The sequence below is a fragment of the Streptomyces sp. MS191 genome (assembly GCF_008042125.1).
Taxonomy (GTDB): Bacteria; Actinomycetota; Actinomycetes; order Streptomycetales; family Streptomycetaceae; genus Streptomyces.
In genome coordinates this window covers 122968-134977 of the sequence record NZ_RDBI01000066.1, presented here as the reverse complement: position 1 = coordinate 134977, position 12010 = coordinate 122968, and the positions used below count along the sequence as shown (strand labels likewise).

Sequence of the window (12010 nt, the reverse complement as noted above, 5' to 3'; positions counted from 1 at the left end):
CGACTTCAGCCACTGCCTGTGGATAACACTCGGCGACCTTCGACCCGACAATGCCGCGTATCGGTCATATTTACGCCTAGTCTGACATTGCATTCGCCCCGTTCTGTCCACAGGACTTGCGCACCTCGTCCCCTCCGGCTACTGGGAAGGACGGCCCACCCTCATGCCCGCTGATCTCGCCGTCATCGGCCTCGGCCACCTCGGACTGCCCCTCGCCCAGGCCGCCGTCGCCGCCGGCGTCGACACCATCGGCTACGACACCGATCCCCGCCCCGTCGCCGAACTCGCAGCCGGCCGGCCGCCGGTCGACGGCTCGCTCACGGCGTCGGAGATCCGTCGGATGCTCTCGGGGGGCTTCCGCCCCACCACCAACCCCGCCGAACTCGGCCGGGTCCGTACGGCCGTCATCTGCGCCCCCACCCCGCTCGGCCCCGACCGCACCCTCGACCTGACCGCCGTCACGGACGCCGCCCGCGCCCTCGCCGCCCGGCTGCGCCCGCACACCACGGTCCTGCTGGAGTCCCCCGTCCACCCGGGCACCACCGAGGGCCTGCTCCGCGACCTGCTCGAAGAGGGCTCCGGCCTGCGCGCCGGCCAGGACTTCCACCTCGCGTACTCCCCCGGCCGGCTCGACCCCGGCAACCGCACCCACGGATTCACCGGCACGCCGAAGGTCATCGGCGGCCTCACCCCCGCCTGCACCGAGTCCGCCGCCGCCTTCTACGGCCGGATCACCGACAAGGTGGTCCGCGCCCGCGGCCCGCGCGAGGCGGAGACCGTCAAACTGCTCGAGACCAACTTCCGCCACGTCAACATCGCCCTGGTCAACGAGATGTCGGTGCTCTGCCACGAGCTGGGCGTCGACCTGTGGGACGTCATCCGCTGCGCCGAGACCAAGCCCTTCGGCTTCCACGCCTTCCGCCCCGGCCCGGGCGTCGGCGGTCACGGTGTCGCCGTCGACACCATCGGCACCCACCGGCCGCTGCGCATGGTCGAACTGGCCGGCCAGGTCAACGAACGCATGCCCCAGTACGTCGTCCAGCGCTGCGCCACCCTGCTCAACGAGCACGGGAAATCCGCCCGCGGGGCACGGGTGCTCCTCCTGGGGACCACGTACAAGCCCGACCTCGCCGACCGCGAGGGCTCCCCGGCCGACGAGATCGCCCGCCGGCTGATGGACCTGGGCGCCGTCGTCAGCTACCACGACCCCCACGTCCCGGACTGGCGCGTACGCGACCTGCCGGTCCCCCGCGCGGACTCCCTCTACGAGGCGGCGGCCCACGCCGACCTGACCGTACTGCTCCAGCACCACCGCACGTACGACCTCCAGGGGCTCGCCGTCAAGGCGCAACTCCTCCTGGACACCCGCGGGGCGACACCCGCGGGTGCGGCCCACCGCCTCTGAAAATCCCGCCGCCGGCTGTCGGAACGGGCTGCTAGTCTCCGGTCCTCTTTGGTCGCACGTCCGTGCGCAACCGTCCCTGGGGGGATCCAGCAGATGAGCCAGTCCGTTCCGCCGTCCGGCAACCCGTTCGCCGAGGGTGCGCCGCAGCCCCCGTACCCGGCCGCCCCCGCGCCGGCACCGGCCCGCAACAACCTGGGGCTCGGCCTGGTGGCCGCCCTCGTGGCCGCCCTGGTCGCGGGCGGCGTCTACGGCGGCATCGCCGGCGCCATCGACCGGGAGATCGGCTGGGCCGCCATCGGCGTCGGCTTCCTCGTCGGCTTCGCGTCCGGCAAGGTCGGCGGCTCCAACCCGGTCCTGCCCGTCGCCAGCGCGGCGCTCTCGCTCGGTGCCGTCTACGTCGGCCAGCTGCTGGCCATCGCCATCATCATCGGCAAGGAGCTGAACGTCTCCGCCACGGACGTCCTCCTCGAGAACTTCGACGTGGTGACGAAGGTCTGGGGCGAGAGCAAGGACCTCATGACCTTCCTGTTCTTCGCCCTGGCCGCCTTCGCGGCCTTCTCGGGGGCCAAGAAGTCCGCCGAGTGACAGCCCGCACGCACGGGAGGGGCCCCGCACCGGTCGGTGCGGGGCCCCTCCCGTGTGCGGGACCGCGTCAGCGCTTGTGCTGGGAGTCCGCGACGGTGACCTCGACCCGCTGGAACTCCTTGAGCTCGCTGTAGCCCGTCGTCGCCATCGCCCGGCGCAGCGCGCCGAAGAAGTTCATCGAGCCGTCCGGGATGTGCGAGGGACCCGCGAGGATCTCCTCCGTCGTCCCGACGATGCCCAGGTCCACCAGCTTGCCGCGCGGCACGTCCTCGTGGACGGCCTCCATGCCCCAGTGGTGCCCCTTGCCCGGCGCGTCCGTCGCGCGGGCCAGCGGAGAGCCGATCATGACGGCGTCGGCACCGCAGGCGATCGCCTTCGGCAGGTCGCCGGACCAGCCCACGCCGCCGTCGGCGATGACGTGCACGTACCGGCCGCCGGACTCGTCCATGTAGTCACGGCGGGCCGCGGCGACGTCGGCGACGGCGGTCGCCATCGGGACCTGGATGCCGAGGACGTTGCGCGTGGTGTGCGCCGCGCCGCCGCCGAAGCCGACCAGGACACCCGCGGCACCGGTGCGCATCAGGTGCAGGGCCGCGGTGTACGTGGCGCAGCCGCCGACGATGACCGGGACGTCGAGCTCGTAGATGAACTGCTTGAGGTTCAGCGGCTCGGCCGCGCCGGAGACGTGCTCGGCGGAGACGGTCGTGCCGCGGATGACGAAGATGTCCACGCCCGCGTCGACGACGGCCTTGGAGAACTGCGCCGTGCGCTGCGGGGAGAGTGCCGCGGCGGTGACCACACCGGAGTCGCGCACCTCCTTGATGCGCTGGCCGATCAGCTCTTCCTTGATCGGGGCGGCGTAGATCTCCTGCAGACGGCGGGTCGCGGTCTCCTCGTCCATCTCCGCGATCTCGTCGAGGAGCGGCTGCGGGTCCTCGTACCGGGTCCAGAGGCCCTCGAGGTTGAGGACGCCCAGTCCGCCCAGCTCGCCGATACGGATGGCGGTCTGCGGCGACACGACCGAGTCCATCGGGGCGGCCAGGAAGGGGAGCTCGAAGCGGTAGGCGTCGATCTGCCAGGCGATCGAGACCTCCTTCGGGTCCCGGGTGCGCCGGCTCGGTACGACGGCGATGTCGTCGAACGCGTACGCCCTGCGGCCGCGCTTGCCGCGCCCGATCTCGATCTCAGTCACGATGTGTGGCCTTTCCCTCTACGTCTGCGCGTACCAGTATCCCCGACACAAGCGTGAGGGGCGGTTCCGGTCACATGCCGGAACCGCCCCCACGCGTCGCGCTCTGTTACTTCCTGCTGTAGTTCGGCGCCTCGACCGTCATCTGGATGTCGTGCGGGTGGCTCTCCTTGAGACCCGCCGACGTGATCCGGACGAATCGGCCGTTCGCCTGAAGGTCCGGCACCGTGCGGCCGCCGACGTAGAACATCGACTGGCGCAGGCCGCCCACCAGCTGGTGGACGACGGCGGACAGCGGACCGCGGTAGGGCACCTGGCCCTCGATGCCTTCGGGCACGAGCTTCTCGTCGGAGGCGACGCCCTCCTGGAAGTAGCGGTCCTTGGAGAAGGAGCGCTGCTCGCCGCGGGACTGCATGGCGCCCAGCGAGCCCATGCCGCGGTACGACTTGAACTGCTTGCCGTTGATGAAGAGCAGCTCGCCCGGGGACTCCTCGCAGCCGGCCAGCAGCGAACCCAGCATCACCGTGTCCGCGCCGGCGACGAGCGCCTTGGCGATGTCGCCGGAGTACTGCAGGCCGCCGTCGCCGATGACCGGGACGCCGGCCGCCTTGGCGGCGAGGGAGGCCTCGTAGATCGCGGTGACCTGCGGGACGCCGATGCCGGCCACGACACGGGTGGTGCAGATGGAGCCGGGGCCGACGCCGACCTTGATGCCGTCGACACCGGCGTCGATCAGCGCCTGGGCGCCGTCGCGGGTCGCGATGTTGCCGCCGATGACGTCGACGGCGGAGTTCGACTTGATCTTGGCGACCATGTCACCGACCAGGCGGGAGTGACCGTGCGCGGTGTCGACGACGATGAAGTCGACGCCCGCCTCGATCAGGGCCTGGGCGCGCTCGTACGCGTCGCCGGCGACGCCGACGGCCGCGCCGACGAGCAGGCGGCCTTCCTTGTCCTTGGCGGCGTTCGGGTACTTCTCGGCCTTGACGAAGTCCTTGACCGTGATGAGGCCCTTGAGCAGACCGGCCTCGTCGACGAGCGGGAGCTTCTCGATCTTGTGGCGGCGCAGCAGCTCCATGGCGTCCACGCCGGAGATGCCGACGTTGCCCGTGACCAGCGGCATCGGGGTCATGACCTCGCGCACCTGGCGGCTGCGGTCCGACTCGAAGGCCATGTCGCGGTTGGTGACGATGCCGAGCAGCTTGCCCGCCGGGTCGGTCACCGGGACGCCGCTGATGCGGAACTTGGCGCAGATCGCGTCGGCCTCGGCCAGCGTCGCGTCCGGGTGCACCGTGATCGGGTCCGTGACCATGCCGGACTCGGAGCGCTTCACCAGGTCGACCTGGTTGGCCTGGTCGGCGATGGAGAGGTTGCGGTGCAGGACACCCACGCCACCCTGCCGCGCCATGGCGATCGCCATGCGGGCCTCGGTGACCTTGTCCATCGCCGCGGACAGCAGCGGGATGTTCACCCGCACGTTCCGGGAGATGTACGAGGAGGTGTCGATCTGGTCGGGCGCCATGTCGGACGCGCCGGGCAGCAGCAGCACGTCGTCGTAGGTCAGCCCGAGTGTCGCGAATTTCTCGGGCACTCCGTCGACGTTGACAGTCATGACACCTTCCCCAAACGGCCTTGATCGGTGCGGATGTCCATGCTAACGGGCTCGGGCGGTGTCTCATTCCACGATCAAGATCACCGGGAAGCTTTGTACGTTCATACGTGTACGTGAGGGCAACCGCTCCCCGGCAACCCTTACGGCCCGGCAGGACGGGTCGGCCTACTGTTCGGCCAGGGCCCGCAGCCGGCTGAGCGCCCGGTGCTGGGCCACCCGCACGGCTCCCGGCGACATTCCGAGCATCTGCCCGGTCTCCTCGGCCGTCAGGCCGACCGCCACCCGCAGCACCAGGAGCTCGCGCTGGTTCTCCGGCAGGTTGGCGAGGAGCTTCTTGGCCCACTCCGCGTCGTCGCTGAGGAGCGCGCGCTCCTCGGGGCCGAGCGAGTCGTCGGGACGTTCCGGCATCTCGTCGGAGGGCACCGCCGTCGACCCGGGGTGCCGCATCGCGGCCCGCTGCAGGTCGGCGACCTTGTGCCCGGCGATGGCGAAGACGAAGGCCTCGAACGGCCTGCCGGTGTCCTTGTAGCGCGGGAGCGCCATGAGGACGGCGACACAGACCTCCTGCGCGAGGTCCTCGACGAAGTGGCGGGCGTCACCGGGCAGGCGGTTCAGCCGGGTGCGGCAGTAGCGCAGGGCGAGCGGGTGCACGCGCGCGAGCAGGTCGTGCGTGGCCTGCTGATCGCCCTCGACGGCACGGTGGACGAGCGCACCGATCTCCCCTGGCCCTACGGGCATGGGGGACCCCATGGTCTCGTCGTCGCGCATCGCTCCATGGTGCCTTGACGCTTCGGCGTCCGCGGCACCGCGTCCGTAGTTGTGCACCGAAGCGTTATGAGTAGGTGCGCCGGCACTCATCTCCTGCGCCCTCCCCTCCCGCTCGATCGACTCGTCCCCGAGGAACTCCACATCTCAAGGATGCGTCATCCCGCGCGTTAGTGACACAAGCTGCTCCGCCGCGGAGGCGAAAGTCGGCGCGAGCGGGGTCTTGCGACTCCGCCCCGCCCGCCGGAGCGGACGGGGATGCGACCGTCGTTCATCGCTAGCGGACGAGGCCCCAGCGGAAGCCGAGCGCCACCGCGTGCGCCCTGTCCGACGCGCCGAGCTTCTTGAACAGGCGCCGCGCGTGGGTCTTGACGGTGTCCTCGGAGAGGAAGAGCTCGCGCCCGATCTCCGCGTTGGACCGCCCGTGGCTCATGCCTTCGAGCACCTGGATCTCACGCGCGGTGAGGGTGGGCGCCGCACCCATCTCGGCCGAACGCAGCCGGCGCGGGGCGAGTCGCCATGTCGGGTCGGCGAGGGCCTGGGTGACCGTGGCCCGCAGCTCGGCGCGCGAGGCGTCCTTGTGCAGGTAGCCACGGGCACCGGCGGCGACCGCGAGCGCGACGCCGTCCAGGTCCTCGGCGACGGTGAGCATGATGATGCGGGCGCCGGGGTCCGCGGAGAGCAGTCGGCGGACGGTCTCCACGCCACCCAGACCGGGCATGCGTACGTCCATCAGAATCAGGTCCGAGCGATCCGCACCCCAGCGGCGGAGGACTTCCTCGCCGTTGGCCGCGGTGGTCACGCGCTCCACGCCGGGCACGGTCGCGACCGCGCGGCGAAGCGCCTCTCGGGCAAGCGGGGAGTCGTCGCAGACGAGGACGGATGTCATGGCCGCCCTCCGCAGCTGATGCGCGTCACCTAGAGCCTCCAGGGCTGGTACGTATCGTCACCTGTGCGGTTGACGCTCTCGGACATTTGCCCGAGCGCTTGTTCCTTCAACCGCCTCCGCACTCTCAACGACGGTCACTCGAAAGAGTTACGGGTCGGACGGTCGCCTTCGGCACTCTACGTGAGGGCGCGATCGCAGAGGAGAGCCTCGCAGGTCAGCCCGCCCTTCACTGGAAGCTATGCCCCATTTAGCGGGTTTTCTTCCCTTTTGGTGGTGTCTGTGGCTAGATTCGCAATGAGTCATATTTACATCTACTTAGACAGTAGTTGTACGGTCGGGTCGAACCCACGGTCGTGGGTACGCGCGACCCGTGGGGGGAGAAGGGCCCCCGCGCATCAGCCGCAACCCGCCCACCTATCCGTTCGACAACGGTTTCAAGGGGACTAGCGCAATGGCAGATTTCTCCCGCCTTCCCGGACCCAACGCCGATCTGTGGGACTGGCAGCTGCTTGCGGCCTGCCGCGGAGTCGACAGTTCTCTGTTCTTCCACCCCGAGGGAGAGCGTGGCGCGGCACGGAGTGCGCGTGAGAACTCGGCGAAAGAGGTCTGCATGCGGTGCCCGGTACGCGCCGAGTGCGCGGCACACGCATTGGCCGTACGCGAGCCCTACGGCGTATGGGGCGGCCTCACCGAGGACGAACGCGAAGAGCTCATGGGACGAGCGCGCAATCGCCTGATCACGGCGTCCGGCACGGCATCGGCAGCACGTTCGGCAGGCGTGGGGCGCACCTGAAGGAACGTTTCTTCAGCTGAGTGATGACGGATTGATTCCGAGGGGGCCGGGCCCGCACCCCGCCCGGCCCCGTGGAGCCGCACCGCACGCGGCCCGGGGGCGTGCGGCGCGCCGGGGGCCGGTGCGGCCCGGTCCGGTCCGGCGTGCGGTTCCGGTTCGGCGCGGGGCCCCGGCGGCGCGGTTCGGCCGGGATCTTCGAGGCGGGTGCGGCTCGGGTGTGCGGCTCGGGCAGGCCCGGCTCCGATCTCGGCGTACGCGAGCCGGCGGCCCTTGACTCAGGGCGGCCCTTGGTTCAGGGGCGCGCGGGTCAGTTCGGCCAGGGTCGCGGCGACCGCCGGGACCTGTGCCAGGTCGGGCAGGGTCAGGGCCACGATCTCCCGCTCCACGGCCGGCTCCACCGACACCACCTTCGCCCCTCGGGGACGCACGGACTCGATCGCGAGCGTCGGCAGGACCGCCACCCCCAGACCGGCGCCGACCAGGCCCACCACGGCGGGGTAGTCATCGGTGGCGAAGTCGATGCGCGGGGTGAAGCCCGCCTCCTCGCAGACGTCGACCAGCTGCCTGCGACAGCGGGGGCAGCCCGCGATCCAGGACTCGTCGGCCAGCTCGGCGATGCCCACCGACTCCGCCTCCGCCAGTCGGTGCCCATCCGGCACCAGACCCACCAACCGGTCGGCGAGCAGCGGACGGACCACCAGGTCGTCCCACTCGCCCGGGCCCGCTCCGTAGCGGAACGCGAGGGCCACGTCGCAGTCGCCCTCCCGCAGCATCTCGACCGAGCGCGGCGGCTCGGCCTCCACCAGGGAGACCCGCGTGCCGGGGTGCGCCGCGCGCAGGGCGGCGAGGGCCGTGGGCACGAGGGTGGAGCTGCCGCTGGGGAAGGAGACCAGCCGGACGCGGCCGGCGCGCAGGCCGGCGATCGCGGCCACCTCCTCCTCGGCCGCGGTGAGGCCCGCGAGGATGCCCGAGGCGTGCCGGACGAGGGCCTCGCCGGCCTGGGTGAGGCGCATCTCGCGGCCGGTGCGGATCAGCAGCGGGGTGCCCGCGGAGGATTCGAGCGCCTTCATCTGCTGGCTCACCGCGGGCTGGGTGCAGCCGAGTTCGCGTGCGGCGGCGGAGAAGGAGCCGGTCGCGGCGACGGCACGCAGGACACGGAGATGACGGGCCTCGATCATGCGTCGAGCATAAGCGAGTCTTGGGCTTTGCGCCGCATATTGATTCATCACTTTGAGTTCTTTCGCCTAGGGTGCCCCCATGAAGCTGCTGAGTGTGAACGCCGGACGGGCCAAAGCCGCGGACTACACCGACTCCCCCACCGGGATGACCGGCATCGACAAGCGCCCCGTCGAGGGACCGGTGCGGATCTCGGTGCCCGGGGAGGACGGACCCGGTGCGAGCGGCGTCGCCGGGGACGCCGTGTGCGACCTGCGGTTCCACGGCGGCGCCGACCGTGCCGTGTACGCCTTCGCCCGTGAGGACATGGACCGTTGGGAGCGCGATCTGGAGCGTCCCCTGGCGAACGGCTGCTTCGGCGAGAACCTCACCACCCTCGGTCTCGACGTGAACGGGGCGCTCATCGGCGAGCGCTGGCAGGTCGGCCCCCAGGTGGTCCTCGAGGTGACCGGCGGCCGCATTCCCTGCCGTACCTTCGCGGGCTTCCTCGGGGAGCGGGGCTGGGTGCGGCGCTTCACGCAGTCGACCGCCGGTCCGGGCGCGCTGCTGCGGGTGATCGAACCCGGCGAACTGAGGGCGGGCGACCCGGTGACGGTCGTCCACCGGCCCGCGCACGACATCACCGTCTCCCTGCTGCACCGCGCCGCGACGACCGAGCGGTCGCTGCTGCCCGGCACGCTGGTGGCGGCGGAGTGGATGGAGTCGGGGTTGCTGGACCTCGCCCGCACGTACACGGAGAAGTACGGCACCGCCGGAAGCTGACCCTCCGCGGTCCGCGCCTCGGGGAGACCCCCGAGGCGCGGATCGGGGTCGGTTCGGGGGCGGCCCAGGGACCTCCCCCGATGTGTGCGCCGGCCGCCGGACGGGACGCTTTCCGCATGTCTCGGCTCAAGCGGGTCCTCATCGTGCTCGGGTCGGCCGTCGCGGTCTTCGTCGCGGCGGTCGGCGGTCTCTTCCTGTGGCTGTACACGGACGCCAAGGCGTCCACGGCCGGCTCGACGGAGTTCACGAACGAGCTCGCCATACCCCCGCTCGCGAAGTCGGTCGTGCGGGCGGACGGGACCCGGGTCTTCGACCTCACGATGCGTGCGGGCGAGAAGGAGTTCCGGCCCGGGAAACGGACACCCACGTGGGGCTTCGACGGAGCCCACCTGGGGCCGACGCTCCGTGCCGAGCGCGGGGAGAAGGTCGCCGTGCGGGTCGCGAACGAGCTCGACGAGGCGTCGACCGTCCACTGGCACGGGATGCACCTGCCCGCGCGCATGGACGGCGGCCCGCACCAGATGGTGGCGCCGGGCGCGACGTGGACCCCGAACTGGACGGTGGACCAGCCCGCCGCCACGCTCTGGTACCACCCGCATCCGCACGGGGCGACCGAGAAGCACGTCCAGCGCGGCCTGGCCGGGATGTTCCTGCTCGACGACGCCCGTTCGAAGACGCTGGCGCTGCCCGGCCGTTACGGCGTCGACGACCTGCCGGTCGTCGTCCAGGACGTGAGGTTCGACGGGGCGGCCTTCGACCACGGACACGGCCTGATGGCGAGCGTCGGCTTCCTCGGAGACCGGACCATGGTCAACGGGACGCTCGCGCCGTACAAGGAGACGGCTGACGAGCGGGTACGGCTGCGCCTCCTCAACGCCTCCACGGCGCGGGTCTACACCTTCGGCTTCGACGACGACCGGCGGTTCGCCCTGGTGGGGACCGACGGAGGTCTCCTCGAGAGGCCCGCGGAGCTGAACCGGACACGGCTCTCGCCGGGCGAGCGGGCGGAGATCGTGGTGACCATGCGCCCGGGTGAGCGGACGGTTCTGCGGTCCTACCCCCTCGACGCCGGACTGGATTTCTGGAACCAGCGGTTCAGCGGTGGCGACGACTCCTTCGACGTGTTGCAGCTGCGGGCGGCGAAGACCCTGCGGCCCTCGCCCGGGGTGCCGGCGCGGCTGGGCCTGCCCGAGGTGCTGGACGGCAAGGACGCGGTGCGCGGGCGCCACTTCGATCTCCGGCGCTCGGGGATCAACGGCCGGCCGATGGAGATGGACCGAATAGACGAGACCGTCACCCGGGGGACGACGGAGACCTGGACGGTGCGCAACGTGGACGGGATGCCGCACAACTTCCACGTGCACGACGTGCAGTTCCGGATCCTGGCGGTGAACGGCGAGCAGCCGCCCCCTGCTCTCCGCGGCGCCAAGGACACGGTGTTCGTCCCCTCGGGCACGACGGTGAGGCTCGCGATGCGCTTCGACGGTCCGGCCGATCCCGATACGCCGTACATGTACCACTGCCATCTGCTGTCCCATGAGGACGACGGGATGATGGGGCAGTTCGTGGTGGTGGAGAAGGGCCGGGGGCCGGGCAAGGTCCGTACGCCGGGCGTCCACGCGGGGCACTAACGTGCCGCGTATGACGACTGCACTGATTACGGGCGCGACGGCGGGCATCGGCGCCGCCTTCGCGCGGAAGCTGGCGGCCGAGGGCCACGACGTGGTGCTCGTGGCCCGCGATGTGAAGAGGCTGCGGGAGCAGGCGACCGAGCTGCACGACCGGCACGGCGTCGAGGCCGAGGTCCTGGCGGCTGACCTGGCGGAGGAGAAGGGGATCGCGGCGGTGGAGGCCCGGCTCTCCGATCCGCGGCAGCCGGTGGACCTGCTGGTGAACAACGCCGGCTTCGGCAACAAGGGCCGGTTCCTGGAAGTGTCCATGGCCGACGAGCTGAAGATGCTCACGGTGCACTGCGAGGCGGTGCTGCGGCTGACGTCGGCGGCGGCCGAGTCGATGCGTGCCAGGGGCCGGGGAGGGGTGGTGAACGTGGCGTCGGTGGCCGCGTTCGTACCGCGGGGCACGTACGGCGCCTCGAAGGCGTGGGTGGTTCAGTTCACCCAGGGCGCCGCACGCGACCTGGCGGGCAGCGGGGTGCGGTTGATGGCGCTGTGCCCGGGATTCGTCCGGACGGAGTTCCACGAGCGGGCCGGGATGGGGACGGACAACATCCCCGGCTGGATGTGGCTCGACGCGGACAAGCTGGTGGCCACGGCGCTGGCGGACCTGGCGCGCGGCAAGACGCTGTCCATCCCCGATCCCCGCTACAAGGCGCTGATGGGTGTGGTGAAGCTGGCCCCTCGCGGCCTGCTCGGAGGGGTCTCCTCGAAGGCGGGCCGCAAGTACGGGCCGAAGTGAGCCGATGACCCGGTCGGTCGAGACCCTCCGGGGCGATGCCCGGTCCTTCGCAGGCCCCGATGGTGGGGGGCGACGTCGCCGACACGTCGTTCCCGAACCAGTCCCTGCCGCCGTTGTCGGTGATCACGGCGCCGGCGGACGGGGCGGGCGAGCCCGCGGCGAGCCGGAGGTCGGGGAGGAGCAGCGGATCGGCCCCCGGCGGTTCCGGACGAGCCGGGCCCCCTTCGTCACGCCTGATGTGGTGGCGGGCGACGGTATCGAGGGTCTTCGCCCCCGGTAGGGGCGGATGAGCAGGAAGCCGCCGGCGTCGTCGTGGCTGTAGTCGTACGGGAAGACGGTTCGCCGGGAGGCGCCGTCGGTGTCGAAGGACATGCGGGGGCGAAGACCCTCGATACCGTCGCCCGCCACCACATCAGGCG

12 protein-coding genes are annotated in these 12010 nt (G+C 71.2%); 6 read left to right on the top strand and 6 right to left on the bottom strand.

Annotation, left to right across the window (positions count from 1 at the left end; genetic code table 11):
* Positions 1-163 precede the first annotated feature (163 nt).
* Positions 164-1405 (top strand): nucleotide sugar dehydrogenase, encoded by a 1242-nt coding sequence (locus EAO71_RS29205; protein ID WP_147980802.1) that lies wholly within the window; start codon positions 164-166, stop codon positions 1403-1405.
* A gap of 93 nt (positions 1406-1498) precedes the next feature.
* A complete protein-coding gene (locus tag EAO71_RS29200; RefSeq protein ID WP_147980801.1) occupies positions 1499-1990 on the top strand; it encodes a hypothetical protein in 492 nt (163 codons plus the stop codon).
* Between the two features lie 67 nt (positions 1991-2057).
* Here the strand turns inward: EAO71_RS29200 and EAO71_RS29195 are convergent, their stop codons facing one another.
* The 4 genes from EAO71_RS29195 to EAO71_RS29180 form a co-directional block, all read right to left on the bottom strand.
* Positions 2058-3182 carry a GuaB3 family IMP dehydrogenase-related protein gene (locus EAO71_RS29195; RefSeq protein ID WP_147980800.1) on the bottom strand — a complete coding sequence of 375 codons (1125 nt, stop codon included), beginning with the start codon at positions 3180-3182 and terminating at the stop codon, positions 2058-2060.
* A gap of 106 nt (positions 3183-3288) precedes the next feature.
* The gene (guaB, locus tag EAO71_RS29190) at positions 3289-4791 is read right to left on the bottom strand and encodes an IMP dehydrogenase (protein WP_147980799.1); all 1503 of its coding nucleotides are present in this window, start codon (positions 4789-4791) and stop codon (positions 3289-3291) included.
* A gap of 165 nt (positions 4792-4956) precedes the next feature.
* The gene (locus EAO71_RS29185) at positions 4957-5559 is read right to left on the bottom strand and encodes a sigma-70 family RNA polymerase sigma factor (protein WP_315986617.1); all 603 of its coding nucleotides are present in this window, start codon (positions 5557-5559) and stop codon (positions 4957-4959) included.
* A gap of 274 nt (positions 5560-5833) precedes the next feature.
* Positions 5834-6445: a response regulator transcription factor gene (locus EAO71_RS29180; protein ID WP_003948568.1), complete on the bottom strand. Its 612-nt coding sequence runs from the start codon at positions 6443-6445 to the stop codon at positions 5834-5836.
* A gap of 451 nt (positions 6446-6896) precedes the next feature.
* Between EAO71_RS29180 and EAO71_RS29175 the strand changes: the two genes are divergently transcribed.
* Positions 6897-7238 (top strand): WhiB family transcriptional regulator, encoded by a 342-nt coding sequence (locus EAO71_RS29175; protein WP_147980798.1) that lies wholly within the window; start codon positions 6897-6899, stop codon positions 7236-7238.
* A gap of 275 nt (positions 7239-7513) precedes the next feature.
* Here the strand turns inward: EAO71_RS29175 and EAO71_RS29170 are convergent, their stop codons facing one another.
* Positions 7514-8416 carry a LysR family transcriptional regulator gene (locus tag EAO71_RS29170; RefSeq protein WP_147980797.1) on the bottom strand — a complete coding sequence of 301 codons (903 nt, stop codon included), beginning with the start codon at positions 8414-8416 and terminating at the stop codon, positions 7514-7516.
* Between the two features lie 79 nt (positions 8417-8495).
* Between EAO71_RS29170 and EAO71_RS29165 the strand changes: the two genes are divergently transcribed.
* From EAO71_RS29165 to EAO71_RS29155, 3 genes are all read left to right on the top strand, one after another.
* Complete coding sequence (locus EAO71_RS29165) at positions 8496-9176, top strand: MOSC domain-containing protein (protein ID WP_147980796.1); 681 nt, start codon at positions 8496-8498, stop codon at positions 9174-9176.
* Positions 9177-9292: 116 nt separating this feature from the next.
* Positions 9293-10807, top strand: coding sequence for a multicopper oxidase family protein (locus EAO71_RS29160; RefSeq protein WP_147980795.1), 1515 nt, complete (start codon positions 9293-9295; stop codon positions 10805-10807).
* A 10-nt stretch (positions 10808-10817) separates the two neighbouring features.
* Positions 10818-11591, top strand: a complete 774-nt coding sequence (locus tag EAO71_RS29155) for an SDR family NAD(P)-dependent oxidoreductase (protein ID WP_147980794.1) — start codon at positions 10818-10820, stop codon at positions 11589-11591.
* A 123-nt stretch (positions 11592-11714) separates the two neighbouring features.
* Here the strand turns inward: EAO71_RS29155 and EAO71_RS38290 are convergent.
* Positions 11715-12010, bottom strand: a 296-nt coding sequence (locus tag EAO71_RS38290) for a hypothetical protein (protein ID WP_222723599.1), incomplete at its 5' end; no start/stop codon positions are given.

Coding starts and splice junctions, on each gene's coding strand:
- EAO71_RS29205 (WP_147980802.1), top strand. CDS start 164: ATGCCCGCTGATCTCGCCGTCATCGGCCTCGGCCACCTCGGACTGCCC.
- EAO71_RS29200 (WP_147980801.1), top strand. CDS start 1,499: ATGAGCCAGTCCGTTCCGCCGTCCGGCAACCCGTTCGCCGAGGGTGCG.
- guaB (WP_147980799.1), bottom strand. CDS start 4,791: ATGACTGTCAACGTCGACGGAGTGCCCGAGAAATTCGCGACACTCGGG.
- EAO71_RS29185 (WP_315986617.1), bottom strand. CDS start 5,559: ATGCGCGACGACGAGACCATGGGGTCCCCCATGCCCGTAGGGCCAGGG.
- EAO71_RS29180 (WP_003948568.1), bottom strand. CDS start 6,445: ATGACATCCGTCCTCGTCTGCGACGACTCCCCGCTTGCCCGAGAGGCG.
- EAO71_RS29175 (WP_147980798.1), top strand. CDS start 6,897: ATGGCAGATTTCTCCCGCCTTCCCGGACCCAACGCCGATCTGTGGGAC.
- EAO71_RS29170 (WP_147980797.1), bottom strand. CDS start 8,416: ATGATCGAGGCCCGTCATCTCCGTGTCCTGCGTGCCGTCGCCGCGACC.
- EAO71_RS29165 (WP_147980796.1), top strand. CDS start 8,496: ATGAAGCTGCTGAGTGTGAACGCCGGACGGGCCAAAGCCGCGGACTAC.
- EAO71_RS29160 (WP_147980795.1), top strand. CDS start 9,293: ATGTCTCGGCTCAAGCGGGTCCTCATCGTGCTCGGGTCGGCCGTCGCG.
- EAO71_RS29155 (WP_147980794.1), top strand. CDS start 10,818: ATGACGACTGCACTGATTACGGGCGCGACGGCGGGCATCGGCGCCGCC.